This is a genomic window from Caulobacter sp. RHG1, assembly GCF_013181195.1.
In the GTDB taxonomy this organism is placed as follows: domain Bacteria; phylum Pseudomonadota; class Alphaproteobacteria; order Caulobacterales; family Caulobacteraceae; genus Caulobacter.
The window spans coordinates 117,054-133,754 of sequence record NZ_SMZP01000004.1 but is presented as its reverse complement, the minus strand read 5'-3'; the positions used below and the strand labels follow the sequence as shown (position 1 = coordinate 133,754).

General features: G+C 68.1%; 17 protein-coding genes. 5 read left to right on the top strand and 12 right to left on the bottom strand.

Translation table 11 applies throughout. The features are described from left to right. Position 1: 1 nt before the first annotated feature. The 3 genes from E1H18_RS11735 to E1H18_RS11725 all read right to left on the bottom strand — a co-directional run bounded on the left by E1H18_RS11735 (position 2) and on the right by E1H18_RS11725 (position 2,565). A complete protein-coding gene (locus E1H18_RS11735; protein WP_172268115.1) occupies positions 2–460 on the bottom strand; it encodes a MarR family winged helix-turn-helix transcriptional regulator in 459 nt (152 codons plus the stop codon). A 142-nt stretch (positions 461–602) separates the two neighbouring features. Next, positions 603–1,466, bottom strand: coding sequence for a dienelactone hydrolase family protein (locus E1H18_RS11730; protein ID WP_172268112.1), 864 nt, complete (start codon positions 1,464–1,466; stop codon positions 603–605). Between the two features lie 73 nt (positions 1,467–1,539). Beyond that, positions 1,540–2,565 (bottom strand): N(4)-(beta-N-acetylglucosaminyl)-L-asparaginase, encoded by a 1,026-nt coding sequence (locus E1H18_RS11725; protein ID WP_172268109.1) that lies wholly within the window; start codon positions 2,563–2,565, stop codon positions 1,540–1,542. 53 nt (positions 2,566–2,618) lie between these two features. Here E1H18_RS11725 and E1H18_RS11720 point away from each other — a divergent pair, with 53 nt between their 5' ends. Further along, the gene (locus tag E1H18_RS11720) at positions 2,619–3,356 is read left to right on the top strand and encodes a copper homeostasis protein CutC (RefSeq protein WP_172268106.1); all 738 of its coding nucleotides are present in this window, start codon (positions 2,619–2,621) and stop codon (positions 3,354–3,356) included. On the opposite strand, the gene pelA is transcribed toward E1H18_RS11720, so the two are convergent. The 4 genes from pelA to E1H18_RS11700 are packed head-to-tail and all read right to left on the bottom strand — an operon-like array spanning position 3,353 to position 7,278. Beyond that, a complete protein-coding gene (pelA, locus tag E1H18_RS11715) occupies positions 3,353–4,657 on the bottom strand; it encodes a pectate lyase (protein ID WP_172268103.1) in 1,305 nt (434 codons plus the stop codon). The genes E1H18_RS11720 and pelA overlap by 4 nt on opposite strands. 12 nt (positions 4,658–4,669) lie before the next feature. Continuing rightward, positions 4,670–5,833, bottom strand: a complete 1,164-nt coding sequence (locus tag E1H18_RS11710) for a glutathionylspermidine synthase family protein (protein ID WP_172268100.1) — start codon at positions 5,831–5,833, stop codon at positions 4,670–4,672. After that, positions 5,833–6,591 (bottom strand): PspA/IM30 family protein, encoded by a 759-nt coding sequence (locus E1H18_RS11705; protein WP_172268097.1) that lies wholly within the window; start codon positions 6,589–6,591, stop codon positions 5,833–5,835. The genes E1H18_RS11710 and E1H18_RS11705 overlap by 1 nt, the downstream gene beginning before the upstream one ends. 21 nt (positions 6,592–6,612) lie before the next feature. Then, complete coding sequence (locus E1H18_RS11700) at positions 6,613–7,278, bottom strand: YjfI family protein (protein WP_172268094.1); 666 nt, start codon at positions 7,276–7,278, stop codon at positions 6,613–6,615. Positions 7,279–7,426: 148 nt separating this feature from the next. Here E1H18_RS11700 and E1H18_RS11695 point away from each other — a divergent pair, with 148 nt between their 5' ends. The 4 genes from E1H18_RS11695 (at position 7,427) to E1H18_RS11680 (ending at position 9,813) form a co-directional block, all read left to right on the top strand. Next, entirely contained in the window at positions 7,427–8,074 is a 648-nt protein-coding gene (locus E1H18_RS11695) for a YjfK family protein (RefSeq protein ID WP_172268091.1), read from the top strand. A gap of 13 nt (positions 8,075–8,087) precedes the next feature. Then, the gene (locus tag E1H18_RS11690; RefSeq protein WP_172268088.1) at positions 8,088–8,501 is read left to right on the top strand and encodes a DUF350 domain-containing protein; all 414 of its coding nucleotides are present in this window, start codon (positions 8,088–8,090) and stop codon (positions 8,499–8,501) included. Positions 8,502–8,513: 12 nt separating this feature from the next. Next, complete coding sequence (locus tag E1H18_RS11685; protein ID WP_172268085.1) at positions 8,514–9,179, top strand: DUF1190 domain-containing protein; 666 nt, start codon at positions 8,514–8,516, stop codon at positions 9,177–9,179. A gap of 148 nt (positions 9,180–9,327) precedes the next feature. Beyond that, positions 9,328–9,813: a hypothetical protein gene (locus E1H18_RS11680; protein WP_172268082.1), complete on the top strand. Its 486-nt coding sequence runs from the start codon at positions 9,328–9,330 to the stop codon at positions 9,811–9,813. A 4-nt stretch (positions 9,814–9,817) separates the two neighbouring features. On the opposite strand, the gene E1H18_RS11675 is transcribed toward E1H18_RS11680, so the two are convergent. The 5 genes from E1H18_RS11675 to E1H18_RS11655 form a co-directional block, all read right to left on the bottom strand. Further along, positions 9,818–10,309, bottom strand: coding sequence for a low molecular weight protein-tyrosine-phosphatase (locus tag E1H18_RS11675; RefSeq protein WP_172268078.1), 492 nt, complete (start codon positions 10,307–10,309; stop codon positions 9,818–9,820). After that, on the bottom strand, positions 10,294–13,875 hold the full coding sequence (locus E1H18_RS11670) for a hydantoinase B/oxoprolinase family protein (protein ID WP_172268075.1): 3,582 nt from the start codon (positions 13,873–13,875) through the stop codon (positions 10,294–10,296). Before E1H18_RS11670 ends, E1H18_RS11675 begins: the two co-directional genes overlap by 16 nt. Positions 13,876–13,920: 45 nt before the next feature. Beyond that, positions 13,921–14,496 (bottom strand): TMEM165/GDT1 family protein, encoded by a 576-nt coding sequence (locus E1H18_RS11665; RefSeq protein WP_172268072.1) that lies wholly within the window; start codon positions 14,494–14,496, stop codon positions 13,921–13,923. 235 nt (positions 14,497–14,731) lie between these two features. Beyond that, positions 14,732–15,451, bottom strand: coding sequence for a DUF2793 domain-containing protein (locus E1H18_RS11660; protein WP_172268069.1), 720 nt, complete (start codon positions 15,449–15,451; stop codon positions 14,732–14,734). Positions 15,452–15,544: 93 nt separating this feature from the next. Continuing rightward, the gene (locus tag E1H18_RS11655; protein WP_172268066.1) at positions 15,545–16,552 is read right to left on the bottom strand and encodes a nitronate monooxygenase family protein; all 1,008 of its coding nucleotides are present in this window, start codon (positions 16,550–16,552) and stop codon (positions 15,545–15,547) included. Positions 16,553–16,701 lie beyond the last annotated feature (149 nt).

Sequence of the window (16,701 nt, the reverse complement as noted above, 5' to 3'; positions counted from 1 at the left end):
CTCAGCCCCCCTGCCCGGCTGCGACGTCCAGGGCGGCCTCGAAGGCCGCGAAGGTCCGCAGGGTGGCGGCGAGATCAGCGTCGCTGACCTGGATCAGCATCTGGGCGCGGACGACCTGGACGGCGTCCTCGACGACGGTGGCCAAGGCCTCGCCCTCGGCGGTCAGATGCAGGGTCTTGGCGCGCTTGTCGGTGGGATCGTCGCGGCGCTCGACCAGGCCGGTCTGGCACAGCTGATCCAGGATGCGGACCAGCGACGGCCCTTCGACACCCAGTTCCTCGGCCAGCACGCCCTGACGCAGACCGCCGCCAGCGCGCGCGATGCTCAGCACCGGCATGGCCTTGGCGTCCGAGATGCCGTGAGCCCCGAGGGCGCGATTGACCTCCCGCCGGTAGACGCGCGCCAGACGGAGCAGCGTGCGGGCGAAGATACGTTCATCGACGGTGCGAGGCGGGGTCATGGAACAACGATCTTTTAGATAGGTAGCTTCCTATCTAAATTAGATAGCATCCTACCTATCCAACCTCAAGCGCAGCGCCGAAGAAATTTGATACAGTGCAAAAGAAAAGGGCCCGACCTTGGCCGAGCCCTTCTCGATCGGCTTATCCCAGCGACGCCTTGTACAGCGCCAGCAGGTTGCTCCAGGCCTTCTCGGCGGCGGGTTCGTTGTAGACTTGGCTGCCCTTGACGGTCCAACCGTGGGCCGCGCCCTCGAAGACCTCGACCGTCGCGGGTCGCTTGGCCTCGGCGAAGGCGGCCTTCAGCTTATCCTTCACGTCCGGCTCTTTCTTGTCGTCGTTGTCGGCGATCTCGATCAGGTAGCGGGCGTGGGTCTTGGGGATCAGCAGGTGCGGGCTGTCGGCGTCGGCCGTGAGCAGGCCGCCGCCGTGGAAGCTGGCCACCGCAGCGATGCGGCCGGGAGCAGCCGCGGCCGTGCGGAACGACAGCGGACCGCCCATGCAGTAGCCTTGCACGCCGATCTTCTTGGACTTGTCGGTCTGGGCCTGGGCGTCAAGGAACGCGACATAGGCCACGGCGTCCTTGTCGGTGCCGGCCGGGGTGACGGTGGCCCGCAGCGGCGTGATCTTGGCGCGGTCTTCGGGGTTGGCGAAGTTGAAGCTGCCCTCGATCACCGGCGCCTTCTTGACGCGGTAATAGAGGTTGGGGACCAGCACCACATAGCCGGCGGCGGCCAGGCGGCGGGCCATGTCGCGGAAGACCGGCCGCAGGCTCATGACGTCGGGCCACACCAGCACGGCCGGCCACTTGCCCTTGCCTTTCGGATAGAACAGCGCCGCGTCAGCCACGCCGTCCGGGGTCTTGATGGTGACGTCGCGTTCCTCGACCTTGTCGTCGGCGCGGGCGACGGTGGCGACCCCGGTGGCCGCCACGGTCATCAGCCCGAACATGCGGCGCGAGACGCTGGGGTCGTGAACGAGGCCTTGGTGGATATCGTCATCGCACATGGCGCGGTCTCTCCCTCTGAGCACTGGGAGCAGCACCCTATCGCCGCGTTCTCGCCCCGCCTATCCAGTTTGGCTAACCCACCTGATACGTCGCCTTACCGGGCAACAGCAGGTCCTGCCTCTTGCCGTCACACAGGGCGTAGGTGAAGCCGGACTGGATCGCCCAGGCGCCGACCTCGCCCTGCTTGTTCACGGCCAGGAAGCCGACCTGGAAGTCCTTGGCGTGGGGCTTCTTGCGCAGGATCCGCTCGACGGCCTCGCGGCAGGCGGCCTCGGGCGAGCGGCCCTGGCGCATCAGTTCGACGACCAGGAAGCTGCCGACATTGCGGATCACCTCTTCGCCGACGCCGGTCGAGGTGGCGCCGCCGACCTCGTTGTCGACATAGAGGCCCGCACCGATGATCGGGCTGTCGCCGACCCGGCCACGCATCTTCCAGGCCATGCCGCTGGTGGTGCAGGCCCCGGCGATGTCGCCCTGGGCGTCGATGGCCAGCATGCCGATGGTGTCGTGGTTGCCCGCGCCGCCCGGCGTGCCGAACTGACCGGTGGTCGAGCGATAGTCGAGGTTCTCGATATTGGCCTTGGGCGCGTACTTGGCGTCGGTCTTCCACGCTTCCCAGGCGGCCTTGGATTCCGGCGTCAGGAGCTCTTCGCGCGGGAAACCCTGCTCGATCGCGAACTGCAGGGCGCCGGCCCCGACCAGCATCACGTGCGGGGTCTTCTCCATCACCCGGCGGGCGACCGAGATCGGATGGGCGATATGCTCAAGCGCCGCCACCGAACCGCAGTTGCCCTGCGCGTCCATGATGCAGGCGTCCAGCGAGACGTGGCCGTCGCGGTCGGGATAGCCGGCGCGACCGACGGTGTGGTTCTTCAGGTCCTGCTCGGGCACGCGCGCGCCGGCCTCGACCGCGTCCAGCGCCCGGCCGCCCTTGGACAGCACCGCCCAGGCCGCCTGGTTGGCGGCGACGCCGAAGTCCCAGGTGGAAATCACGCACGGACCGTCCAGCTTGGTCGTGGCTTCCGCCCCCGACGCCTTGGCGCCCAGCAAGGTGGATCCGACGAGCGACGCGCCGATCAGGCCTCTGCGATTCAACATTCTCGTGCTCCAACAGTCCGCGCCGAATCCGTAGCACGACCGGGAGCTTTGCAATGTCCGCCGACCGCATTCTGCTGGAAGTCTGTGTCGACACGCCCGCCGGACTGGCGGCGGCGATCGCCGGCGGGGCCGATCGGATCGAACTTTGCGCGGCGCTGGCCTTGCAGGGCCTGACCCCAGCGCCGGGCCTGATGGCGATCGCGGCCCAGGCCCCGATCCCGATTTATCCGATGATCCGGCCGCGCAATGGCGACTTCTGCTACGACGCCGGCGACCTGGACGCCATGCGGCGCGACATCGACGCCGTGCGCGCCTACGGCCTGGCCGGGGTGGTGATCGGCGCCAACCTGCCCGACGGCCAGCTGGACCTGGAGGCGCTGGAGCTGCTGGTCGCCCATGCGCAGGGCCTGGGCGTGACCCTGCACCGGTCGTTCGACCTGGTCCCCGACCAGGCCGTGGCGCTGGAGACCGCCATCGCGCTCGGCTTCGAACGCATCCTGACCTCGGGCGGCGCGCTGACGGCCGAGGCGGGCGCCGAGGCGATCGCCGCCCTGGTCGAGCAGGCCGCCGGCCGCATCGCCATCCTAGCCGGCGCGGGCGTGCGCCCCGGCAACATCGCCGACCTCGTCCGCCGCACCGGCGTGCGCGAAGTACACGGCTCGTTCGGCGGCCCCGTCCCCGGCGCCGATCCGGACTCCCAGCTGGGCCGGATGGGCTTCGTGCCGCCCACGCTGCGCGACACCGAGCAGGCGTCGGTGGCCGAGGCCGTGCGGATCCTGCGCGGTCTCTAGCCGGCCGGGTGCGCCTTGGCCCACGCGTCATAGGCGGCGATCGCCTTGGCCGGACCCGTGCCGAACCAGCTGTAACCGCGGCGGCGTTCGGGCGACAGCTCGTTGGCGTCGTCGCGCAGGGTCTTGTCGCGCTCGCCGAAAACCGGCTTGCCCCGGGTGTCGTAGTAGCGCGACCACAGCGGACCCGCGCCCGGCTGGTCGATCAGGCGACGACCGCCGCGCGGGTCGTCCTTGTCGACGACCCAGGCCTTGCCCATCAGCGCCGCGCCCTTCATCCAAGCCACGCCAGCATGCACCGCCGCGACCTCGGCCGGTGTCGGGTCCGACAGGCTCATCAGATACAGCAGCAGGTCGGCGCTCTCGCCACTGGCCATGGCCGGCGGCTCGTAGTTGCGCCCGGCCACCGGAGCCAGGGTGAACGGGTCGGCCTGCTGGCCCCAGATGGCCGGCTTGCCGTCGACGCGGATCTGGGCGGCGAGGATGACCTCGCGCCCCCTCTTGGCGGCGCCGCGGGCCCGGCCGCGCAGGTCGGCGGGCACGAAGGCGAACTCGGCGTGGCCGCCCGCGACATCCGTCAGCAGGCCGGCGGCCTCGGAGACGGCGTTGTCGTTGAAGGTGACCGCGTCGTGATAGCCGCCCTGCAGCGGCCAGACCTGCGGCCAGCCGCCATTCGGCAGCTGCGCGGCCAACAGATAGCGCACGCCCTTCAGGAAGCTCTGGCGATAGGCTTCGCCGTCCTTGCCAGGAGCCTGGGCGGCGACCTTCGCGAGAAAGCGCAGCTCGGTGATGGTCGCGCCGTTGTCCAGAGTGCCGACATAGCCCCAACGGGGATCACGGGCGGCGTCGAAGTCGGCTTCGCTCAGATGCTTTGAATTGTTGTCCGAGGCGTAGGGCTGGCCCGGCAGGCGCAGGGCGCCCTGGCGGTCCTGGTTCTTGCTCCAGCCGCCGGCCGGGGTCTGGAAGCTGACAATGACGTCGGCGACGTGGCGCGCCTCCGCCGAACCGTACCAAGCCGCGTCCTTGCTCAGCGCCATGCCGCTGTCGCCATGGCCCGACTCGGGCGGCGGCGGAGCGACCTGGCCGGGCTTCAGCTCGGCGGCCAAGGCCGCGCGGTCGGCCTTCTCCTGGGCGATCGAACGGGCGAGATAGGCCTTCCACGCCGGCTGCTGGGCGGACGGCAGGGCCGCGATCCGCTCAGCGGTGATCGGCTGGGCCGGGACGTTGGTCCCGATGACGCCGGCGAAGACCGGCGCGGCCAGCAGGCTCGCAGACAGGAACAGAGCGGTGGCGCGACGGATCATCTGGATGCAGCCTCAGCCTTCAATGATATGCGGAATGAACCGCGAGCGGTCGCGGGTCACGCGGCTGCGGTCTTCGCGCACGCCCATGCCGGCCGATTGGTCGCCGATGACCCACGAACCGATCACCGGATAGTTGGCGCCGAACTTGGGCGGCGGCTTCAGTTCCTGGCGGATCCAGCCTTCCTCGCCATAGCCCAGGTCAAGCACCCGGCCCTTGCGACCGTCCTTGTAGAGCTCGACGTTCGCGCCTTCCCGGCTGAACAGCGGCTTGCGGGCGTAGCTGTTGCCCAACCGCTCGACCTTGGGATCGTCGTCGAAATAGGTCTCAAGCAGGTTCGGGTGACCCGGGCAGCGCTCCCAGAGCAGCGGCAGCAGCGCCTTGTTCGACAGCACCGCCTTCCAGGGCGGCTCCAGGAACAGGGTCTTGGAGCCGGCGATGTTGGCGGCATAGGGCTCGCGCAGCATCTCTTCCCAGGGATGCAGCTTGAAGATCGCGCCGATGATGTAGTTGTCCTGGTCGACGAAGCGGCCGTCAGCGTCCAGTCCGATCTCCTTGATCGGCACGAACTTGGGCTCCAGGCCCGCCAGGGTCGCCATGTCCTCCAGGAACCGCACGGTCTGCCGATCCTCGACGAAGTCGGCGTCGCTGGCGAAGTGCACGAAGCCGCCGTTCGGGAAGATTTCCTTGAACCGCTCGGCCAGCCGGTCGTGCACGCTGTTGAACTGGTCAGTGCTCTCGGGGAGGACGCCCTGGGCGATCAGGTCCTCCAGCCACAGCCACTGGAACACGCCAGCCTCGAACACGCTGGTCGGCGTGTCGGCGTTGTACTCGTAGAGCTTGGGCGGGCCGGCGCCGTCGTAAAAGAAGTCGAACCGGCCATACAGCGATGGATCGCGGGCCTTCCAAGAAGCGGCGACCATGTCGCGCGAGGCCTCGGGGATCTGCAGGCGCGCCATCAGGGCGTCGCTGCCGACGGCGTCCTCGACCAGCTCAAGACATAGCTTGTGCAGCGCCTCGGTCGCGGGCTCGATATGGCCCTCGACCTCTTCGAGCGTGAAGGCATAGGCCGCCCGCTCGTCCCAGTAGCGCATGCCGTCGGCGTGATGCCAGGTGAAGCCGACGGCCTCGGCCTTGGACTTCCAGTCGGGCCGAGGCGTCAGGTCGATGCGGCGCATCAGGCTTCCGAACCGTCCTTGGCCACCTTCTGCTTGTCCTCGATGGCCAGCATCGGGGCGGGCAGAGCCTCGTCCTTCGGCGCCATCAGGCGGGCCAGCACGTCTTCCGCGCCGCCGCCGCCCGGCAGGATGCCGGCTGCAGCCAGCTTGGCGTCAAGGTCGGCGCCGGTCTTGCGGTCTTCGGACTCGGTGTGCAGGCGGAACTGCTCCTCGCGAACCGACTGACGCTCCTTGATGCGCTTCAAGCTATCGGCGGCCGAGCCGACGACGCCGCTGGCCGAACCCGAACGCGAGATGACGGCCGCCTGGGCCTTCTGGACGCTCTCGTTGACCTTTACGATTTCGATTTCGCGGCGTAGCGCTTCGACCTTGGTGTCGGTCTGGGCGATGATCGTGCGCAGCCGCTCCTCGGCCGTGCGCAGCTCGGTCATCTGCGTCGACTTCTGGGTCGCGTCGGTCTCGAGGTCGGAGATGCGCTGGGCGACTTCCAGGGCCAGGGCCTGGTCGCCCTTGTTCATCGCCGCGCGCGCCGAAGCCTCGTACTTGCGCGACTGGTCGGTCAGCTGGGCGACCTCGGTCTCCAGCGACCGGCGGCGGGCGACCAGCTTGGCCAGCTCGTCCCGGGCCTTGCCCTGGGCGTTGTCGGCGTCGCGGATTTCCTGGTCGAGGATGCGCAGCGCATTGGCGTCCACGATGGTCTGGGCCCCGTCATGGGCCGTGCCGCGGAAGAGCGCGGAGAGTTTGCTCCAGATCGACATATCAGATCTCCAGATCGCTTATCAGGCGGCCGCGCCGCGGCTCTTTTCGAAGGAATCGCGCAGGTCGCTAGCGGCGGCGATGGCGTTGTCGGCCAGGGTTCGCAGCTCGATCACCAGGGTCTGCAGGGTGGTCTTGGACGAGATCTCGCCCATCAGCTCGTAATAGTCACGGCCCTCGATCGTGGTGATGCCGAAGTTCGACAGCGGCACCACCTTCTGGGCCTTGAGCAGGAATTCGTTGAACTCGGCCCGGTCGTTCTGCTCGTCGCAGGGCCACAGGATGGTCGAGACCGTCAGTTGCAGCTCGCCGCCGCTGACATAGACCGGCAGGTCGCCATACTCCTGCATGACGACCATCAGCACGGGCTCGACGCCCTCGATGACGGTGGCGACCAACTCGTCGGGGCGCACCAGGGCGCTCTCTTCCAGCGCGCGGCGCAGGCTGTGGATCGTCCAGGCGGTGTCGATAACGGCGTCCATATGACCCTCGGGAGGATAGGGATTGGTCTTCAGCTTCGGCCCGCGGACCGACTCGACGACGATGGCTTGTACGGCCGAAAGGATGTCAGGCTTGCACGCCGCCGGCGCCCAGACTTCGATCTTCACGAAGCCGGCGCTCCGGCGGGCTTCTCGCCACGCGCGGGTCCTTTCGGCGGCCTGAGCGCCTCTCGTCATCTTGGCAGGCATGGCGTTACATGTACGCATAACATGTACGCTTGACAAGGCAGGGATCGACGTCATCCTGCACCCCGAGTTCACCCGAGGGCAACCCACCTTCGGGCCTTTCGGCGTCGCCTTCCAGATAGGGCCGCCAGGCTAGTTTTCGAGGGCCCGGATGTTCGGAAAGCTCTTCGGCAAGAAAGACAATGCGGCCCGCCCCGCCCTGCCCGTCATCCGCAATGTGACGATCGGCCGAACCGTCGTGCTGGATCCTCTGGCCTGGCGTCGCCTGGGCGCGGAGACCAAGTTCGCGCTCGACCGCGACACGCTGGAAATCACCGCCCAGGGCCTGATCCAGCTGAACGACGGCGCGTTCGTGCATCGCTTCTACACGGACGATGAGATCCTGTTCCAAGTGGTCTCGGACGACCGCGAGGGTCAGCGCGCCAACGACTTCACCGTCTTCGTGCCATGGGCCAGCGAGTATCCGGCCGACCGCAGCGACCGTGACCTGTGGACCGCTCGCCTGCGCGCCCGCACCTTCCAGCCCGAAGGCCTGCCCGCCTACACCCGGCTGTGGTTTGGCGACGAGGCCGAGCAGCAGGATCCGGTCACCCTGTGGGAAGACGTCTATTACGATCGTGACGCCGCCACGCCCGACCGTCGCCTGTTCCAGACCACCATGCTGTTCCATCGCGACCTCGCCGGCGGCGACGGACGCGAGCTGCTTCTGGCGCTGACGCTGGAGCCCGAAGACAGCAAGGACGTCACCAACGAGACCATGATCGGCCTGCCGCTGTCGGTCGGCGAATTCAGAGCTTAGGGGCGCAAACCAGATGTTCGACTTCACCGCTTTCCAGCAAGGCGCGACCGCCTTCCTGATGGCCTTCGTCGCGGCCGGCCTGTTCACGCTCGCCTTCAAGTACATCTACCAGTGGGTGACGCCGTACAATGAGAAGGAGCTGATCCGGCAGGGCAACATGACCGCCGCCATCGCCCTGGCCGGCGCACTAATCGGCTACGTCCTGCCGCTGGCTTCCGCGCTCAGCCACACCTTCAGCCTGATCGAGTTCAGCGCCTGGGCCACCCTGGCCGGCGTCATCCAGATCGCCGTCTTCGCCGGCGTGCGCTTCATCGCCCTCCAGGACATCAAGGCCCGGGTCGAGAACAACGAGGTCTCGATCGGCGTCTATATGGCTGGCATCTCCATCGCGGTCGGCCTGCTGAACGCCGCCTGCATGACCTCGTAAGGGGCCGCCATCATGACCGCTCCCAATAGCGCGCCGCGCAAACGCTCCAATTCGCTGAAGCTGACCACCATGCTGGCCAGCGCCACGGCCCTGACCCTGGCCGGCTGCGACGATCCCGGCCCCACGCCCCAGGCCGGCTGGGATCCCAATCGCGGCGAGCAGGTCGAGGCCTTCAGTTACAAGTCGCTGGAAGAGTGCAAGGAGGCCAAGGAGGTCACCGCTCAGCAGTGCGAAACCAGCTTCGCCGCCGCCAAGGCCGACGACGAGAAGAACGCCCCACGCTACGACCAACGCGCCACCTGCGAAGAGGTCTACGGCGCCGGCAACTGCGTTCCGAAGACCAGCCAGAGCGGCGGCGGCAGCTTCTTCACGCCCCTGCTGACCGGCTTCGTGATCGGGCGGATGCTGGATGGCGGCGGCTATCGCGGCACCGGCATGTACCGTCGCGACGACCAGTACGGCGGCGGCTACTACTCGACCTATGGCGGACGCCTCGGCCGCGACTACGGCTCAGGTAAGACCGTCATCAGCCGCGAGGGCATCGATCCGCCGGACGCCATTCGCAACGCCCCGCCCAAGGTCCAGACCCGCACGTCGGTGGTCTCGCGCGGCGGCTTCGGCGGCGGACGCAGCTACGCCACCAGCGGCAGCAGCTATCGCGGCGGATTCGGCGGATAATTTCGGCGCTTCGCTTTTTGAGATTGACTCGCAAAATCGCATACTGTTTAGTTGCGAAGCGTTCGCAAGACGCGTGTCGGGCCGCTCACCGAAATCGGTTCGCCCAGGTGGGTGTCGGCCCCCTGCCCCGGGCGAGGAGATTTCCGGCGTGCGGCCCGACCAATTTACCCGACTGAACTACAGCCACTGCGGCCCCCATGGCCTTTCCGAAGGCGAGCGGATCGTCCTGTGGATGTTGCGTCAGTGGGTGACGGCGCGGGTCTTGGGCCAGGAGCCCGGGGCGCGCCTGTCCCGCGAAGCCGGCACGCTCGTCTCCCCACGAGTGGCCGCTGCCTTCATCCTGATGATGACGGCGATCGAGGGACAGGTGCGCCGCCCGCTTTGCGTTTCAGCGCCTTGTTGCAAAGGCTACGCCGAGGACGAGCAACGCCTGGTCACCGCCTGCGGCGTCTGCCCCGCCTCTCCCGAAATGGCCGGCCGGCTACTGGAGGCCTTGGTGGTGATGCCGGAGTCGGTCACCGTCTCGGCCCGCTTCCTGAACATGGCCCTGTCGCACGAAGGCAAGGCGCTGCCGATGCGCTTCGACGAGCCGGAAACGCCGGTTGCGCCCGTGAAGCGCCCGACGCTGCACTAGCCGCTTAGCGCCAGCCTTCGTCCGCCAGCTTCCGCGTCAGGGCCTGTGAGGCCATGACCACGTCGCTCCAGGTCACGTCGAAGCCGGCGTCGTCGCCATAGTAGGGATCGGCTACGGCTCGCCCCTCATGGCCCGCCACCAGATCCAGCAGCAACCCAACCTGGGCCGTCCCGTCCGCCGGCGCGACCTGCAGCAGGCCGCGCAGGTTGTCGTGGTCCAGCGCGTAGATGTGGGTGAAGGTCCGGAAGTCGTCGGGCTTCACCTCGCGCGCCTTCAGGCCGCTGATGTCGACGCCGTTGCGACGGGCCACGGCGATGGCGCGGGGGTCAGGGGCCTCGCCCTTGTGCCAGCCGCCGGTGCCGGCGCTGTCGACCGTGACCTCCAGGCTCAGTCGATCGGCCTCGGCCCGGAACGCGCCCTCGGCCAGGGGCGAGCGACAGATGTTGCCCAGGCAGACGAAGAGAACAGCAGCCTTGGCCATCACGCCTTCCCCCAACCGCCGCCGCCCGGCGTCTCGATGACGATGGCGTCGCCCGCCGCGACCTCGACCAGGTCGGTGGCGGCCATCGCCTGAACGGAACCGTCGGCCCGCTCGATCCGCGCCGCGCCGACTTCGCCCGCTCCGCCGCCTTCCAGCCCGAACGGCGGTACGCGCCGGCGGTTGGACAGCAAGGTCGCGACCATGGGCTCGCGGAAGCCGATCTTGCGCACCACGCCGTCACCGCCGCGATAGGCGCCCTGCCCGCCCGAGCCGCGCCGGATCGAGAAGGCCTCGACCAGCACCGGATAACGGGTCTCCAGCACCTCGGGATCGGTCAGTCGGCTGTTGGTCATGTGGGTTTGGACCGCATCGGTCCCCGCGAAGTCCGGCCCCGCGCCCGAGCCGCCGCAGATGGTCTCATAGTACTGCCGCCGGTCGTCGCCGAAAGTGAAGTTGTTCATCGTCCCCTGCGCCCCGGCCATCACGCCCAGAGCGCCATAGAGGGCGTCGACCACGACTTGGCTGGTCTCGACATTGCCAGCCACCACCGCCGCCGGATAGCGCGGCCGCAGCATCGAGCCCTCGGGAATGACCAGCTCGACGGGCCGCAGGCAGCCGTCGTTCATCGGGATCTCGTCGCCGACCAAGGTGCGGAATACGTACAGCGCCGCCGCCCGGCAGATCGAGGCCGGAGCGTTGAAGTTTGTCGGGACCTGGTCGCTGGTGCCGGTGAAGTCGACGCGGGCGGTACGCGCTTCTTGGTCGACCTCGATCGCCACCTTCACCACCGAACCATCGTCCAGCGCGTAGGCGAACGATCCGCTCCGCATCGTCGCCAGCACGCGGCGAACGGCCTCCTCGGCATTGTCCTGGACGTGGGCCATGTAGGCCTCGACGACGTCCTGGCCAAACTCGGCGACCATGCCGGTAAGCGCCTCGGCCCCGCGCGCGCAGGCGGCGATCTGGGCTTTCAGGTCGCCGATGTTCTGGTCGGGATTGCGCGCCGGCCAGCGGCCGGAGGCCAACAGGAATCGGGTCTCTGCCTCTAGGAACCGCCCGCCCTCGACCAGCAGGAAGTTCTCGATCAGAACGCCCTCCTCCTCGACCGTCTTGCTGGTCGGCGGCATCGAGCCCGGCGTGATCCCGCCGATGTCGCCCTGGTGGCCGCGCGCGGCGACATAGAACAGCAGAGCGCCCGCCGCATCGAACACCGGCATGACGACCGTCACGTCCGGCAGGTGAGTGCCGCCGTTGTAGGGCGCGTTGAGCATGTAGACGTCACCGGGCTTCATGCCCCGGCCGTCGTGCTCGCGCGCATCGCGGATGGCCCGCACGCTGTCGCCCATCGAGCCCAGATGCACCGGCATGTGTGGCGCGTTGGCGATCAGGTCGCCGTCGCGACTGAACAGAGCGCAGGAGAAGTCCAGCCGCTCCTTGATGTTGACCGAATAGGCGGTGTTCTGCAGCGCGAAACCCATCTCCTCGGCCACGGCCATGAAGAGGTTGTTGAACACCTCCAGCATGACCGGATCGGCCTGTGTCCCGATCGCCTTGCGGGCCGGCAGGGAGACGACGCGGTCGAGGATCAGGTTCAGGCGGGCGTCGACGGTGGCGCGCCAGCCGGGCTCGACGATGGTCGTGCCGGTGGCCTCGCGGATGATGGCCGGGCCGAGGATTTCAGCGCCGACGGCGAGGGCTTCGCGGTCGAAGACGGGGGTCGTATGGTTGGCTCCGGCCATCCGAGTTTCGACGTGCGCCAGGGCGTCAGCACTGAGAGACGCGCCGGACTCAAAATCCGGTTCGGAACCGGCGTCCGAATGTCCGATCGCTTCGACCGACAAAGTCTCGACCACCAGCGGCGTCGTCGGCGAAGTGAAGCCGAACCGGCGATGATGCAGGTCTTCGAACTCTTCGCGCACCCTGTCGCCGAACGGCACGACGAGCGGCGTATCGGTCCCGGCGTACTTCACCCGCAGGCTGGCGACGGTCTCGACCGAGGCCATAGGCACGTCCTGTGCGCGCAAGGCCGCCCCTGCCTCAGCTGCCAGAACCGTCGCCCGCGCGGCGAGATCGCCCGCGTCGTCCAGCGGCCGCTCGACCGTCTCTTCGCGGATCAGCCGCAGGTCGGCCAGGCCCATGCCGTAGGCGCTGAGCACCCCGGCAAATGGGTGGATCATCACCTTCGTCATGCCCAGGGTGTCGGCCACGAGGCACGCGTGCTGCCCGCCCGCCCCGCCGAAACAGGCCAGGACATAGCGGGTGACGTCGTAGCCGCGCTGGATCGAGATCTGCCGCACGGCCTTGGCCATGTTCTCGACGGCGATGGTGACGAAACCCTCGGCGATCTCCTGCGGGGTCATGGCCTTGCCGGTCGCGGCCGTGATCTCACTGGCCACCGCCTCGAAGCCGCGCGTCACCGCCTCGGCGTCCAGCGGCTGGTCGGCATTGGGACCAAACACCTGCGGGAAGAACTCCGGCCGCAGCTTGCCCAGCATGACGTTGCAGTCGGTGACCGTCAGCGGTCCGCCTCGGCGATAGGCCGCCGGTCCTGGCACGGCGCCGGCAGAGGCCGGGCCGACGCGCAGCCGCGCCCCATCGAACGAACAGATCGAGCCGCCGCCCGCCGCCACAGTGTGGATGTTCATCATCGGCGCGCGCATCCGCACCCCGGCCACCACGGTCTCGAAGGCCCGTTCGTACTGGCCGGCATAGTGGCAGACGTCGGTCGAGGTGCCGCCCATGTCGAAGCCGATCACCCGCTCGAAGCCGGCCTCGCCCGCCGTCCGCGCCATGCCGACCACGCCGCCGGCCGGACCCGACAGGATGGCGTCCTTGCCCCGGAAGGCCCGCGCATCGGTCAGGCCGCCGTTCGACTGCATGAAGAGAAGGCGCGTGTCGTGGCCCAGCGCGCCGGCCACCTGGTCGACATAGCGGCGCAGGATCGGCGACAGATAGGCGTCGACCACGGTGGTGTCGCCGCGCCCGACCAGCTTCATCAGCGGGCTAACCTCGTGGCTGACCGAGACCTGGGTGTAGCCGATCTCGCGGGCGATCGCCACCACCCGCGCCTCGTGGTCGGTGAACCGGAAGCCGTGCAGCAGCACGATGGCGATCGCCCGGAAGCCGGCGTCGAACGCGGCCTGCAAGCCTGCTCGCGAGGCGGGCACATCCAGCGGCCGCAGGACCTGCCCCTCGACGCTCATCCGCTCGTCGATCTCGACGACGCGGTCGTACAGGGCCTCGGGCTTGACGATATTGCGCTCGAACAGCTTGGGCCGCGCCTGGTAGCCGATCCGCAGCGCGTCGGCATGACCCGCCGTGATCGCCAGAACCGTCGGTTCGCCCTTGCGCTCGAGCAGGGCGTTGGTGGCGACGGTGGTGCCCATCTTCACCGCGTCGATCGTTGCGCTCTGCGGCAACAACGCCCGAACGCCGGCGACGGCCGCGTCGGCATAGTGCTCGGGATTTTCCGACAGCAGCTTGTGGGTGACCAGCGAACCGTCGGGACGTCGCGCGACGATGTCTGTAAACGTGCCGCCCCGGTCGATCCAGAACTCCCAGCCGCGCGGATCTTCGGTCATGAGGGGCGGAACTCCTTGCTCCGCCCCTCTTAGCGTCTGGGGCGCTTACTTCAACAGACCCAGAAGTTCCGCCGCCTGCCAAAGGCCCAGCAGAAGGAAGATTACGGCCGCGCCGATGCGCACATACTTCAGCGGCACGATCTTGGTCGCCGCTTCGCCCAGATACACGGCCGGCACGTTGGCCAGCATCATGCCCAGGGTGGTGCCCATCGACACCCAGAAGATCGAGTGGAACTTGGCGCCCAGGGCGACGGTGGCGATCTGGGTCTTGTCGCCCATCTCGACCAGGAAGAAGGCGATGGTGGTGGTCAGGAACACGCCGTAGCGGCCGACATTGCCGCCATCCTCGTCATCGGCCTTGTCGGGGATCAGCGCCCAGCCCGCCATGGCGATGAACGAGACGGCGATGGCCCAGCGGAACACGTCGCCGCTGAGGAAATCCGAAACCCAGTAGCCGGCGGTGGCGGCCAGGGCGTGGTTGGCCAGGGTGGCGGCCAGGATACCGAGAATGACGGGGATCGGCTTCTTGAAGCGCGTGGCCAGGATGATGGCCAGGAGCTGGGTTTTGTCGCCAATTTCGGCGATGGCCACGACCAGCGTCGAGACGAGTAAGGCTTCCATGGTTCGCAAGACTCTCTGGGCCGGGCGCATGCCAATAGCGTCGATACCCAGCCGGCCCGGATGGAGATCGTCGCCATTGGTCTCGCCAAGGAAGCGCTGTCGGTCCGCTTCCCTTCCCCGCGCCATGGATCCGAGGATCCAAGTGTGTTGACGGCGGGGCCCGCTGATAGGCGCGGGCGGCTACTCCCCAAAGGTGAGGCGGCGTTTAAGCGACTCCGCCCCCGCCGTCAACGCGTCAGACTGCCGAAGCGGGGGCGTCGAAGCGCAGAACGTGGATGGCCACCCGCACCTTGCCGGCGACGAAGCTGCCGCCAACCGCGGCCAGCACCACCGGCGTGTCTGAGTAGTAGGCCGTCGGCCCGACCACGCCGATGTTGCTGGAATTCTTGGCCACGCCCAGCGAACCGCCAAACTTGCTGGCCTCGCCGGACACGCCGCAATTGTAGGACGCCGCGCCGGTGATCGCGGCCGTGGTGCGGGTCGAGACGGCCAGCACGATGGCGCGGTTGGGGATGGCGATGCTGGTCGCGACCGACGCGCCGGACAGCGTGAGCTCCTGCTCCAGGACCTCCAGCCGGGTGTTGGCCTGGTTCGGGGTCTGGGCGGCGGTCAGGCTCTTGAAGGTGGCCGACAGCGGGACCCAGGCCGCGCCGTCGAAGGCGACCATCTGGTTCTCGTCCTTGACCCAGGCCAGCACGCCTTCGGCGGGGGCGATGGCCTCCCAGACGCCGGCCTCGAAGCGCATCAGGGTCCCGGCAGGCGGGCCGGGCCACGCGGCGATCCAGACCCCGCCATTGACGGGGCTGGCCGGCTGCACGGCGACCGACCGGCTCTCGAGGGCCAGTTGCACCAGCCCGTCCAGACGGGCCAGGCTCTCGTTGATCGGAATGTGCTTCTGGGCCTGGGCGGCGACCACATAGGGCAGGCCGAGGCGGGGCGTGACGTCGTCGAACATGTGCGGCTCCTGGAGCGGATTGAAGACCGCTTCAGCATCGACCCGCCGCGACAAGCGGGGACGGAAGCTGCTCCGTCCCCGTGGCTCGCCCGTCTACTCGGCGGCGAAAGCCAAGTGATTTCCAGAGGTAAGCGCCGTCTTGGCCGCCAGTTCGGCCTTGGCCTGCTCGTACTCCGCCGCGAACTTGGCGATGAGTTCGCCAGCCGGCAGCACGTCCTTGATCGCGCCGATGCCCTGGCCCGAGCCCCAGATGTCGCGCCAGGCCTTGGCTTCCTGGTTGCCGCCCGAGCCGAAGCTCATCTTGGACGGATCGCTGACCGGCAGGTTGTCGGGGTCCAGGCCCGCATTGACGATCGACGAGCGCAGATAGTTGCCGTGCACGCCGGTGAACAGGTTCGAATAGACGATGCCGTCGGCCTGGCCTTCGACGATGCCCTGCTTGTAGCCCTCGATGGCGTTGGCCTCTTCGGTCGCGATGAAGGCCGAGCCAATATAGGCCAGGTCCGCGCCCATGGCCTGGGCGGCCAGGATCGAGCGGCCCGAGGCGATCGAGCCCGACAGCGCCACCGGCCCGTCGAACCACTCGCGGATTTCCTGGATCAGGGCGAACGGCGAGAGGGTGCCGGCGTGCCCGCCGGCGCCCGCCGCCACGGGGATAAGGCCGTCAGCGCCCTTTTCGATCGCCTTGCGGGCGAAACGGTCAGTGATGACGTCGTGCAGGGTGATGCCGCCGTAGGAATGAATCGCCTGGTTCAGATCCTCGCGAGCGCCCAGCGAGGTGATGACCACCGGGACCTTGTGCTTGACGCACATCTCGATGTCTTCCTCGAGCCGGTTGTTGGTCTTGTGGACGATCTGGTTGACGGCGAACGGCGCGCTCGGGGCTTCCGGATGTGCGCGGTCATAGGCGGCCAGTTCCTCGGTGATCCGGTGCAGCCACTCGTCCAGTTGCGAGATCGGGCGGGCGTTCAGCGACGGGAACGAACCGACGATCCCCGCCTTGCACTGGGCGATCACCAGATCGGGATTGCTGATGATGAACAGCGGCGAGGCGATGACCGGAAGACGCAGACGGTCACGCAGGATCGGCGGCAGAGCCATGGGCGAGTTCCCCCTTCGGTGATCGGCGTTCCGCGCCGACTATATGAACGACGATCAGATTAAACGCCCGTTTGCCGCCCGCGCAAGGCTTGACGGTCGTTACGGCAGGGGAGCAACTCGCTCGAAAATGGCCTCTGATATCGCACCTC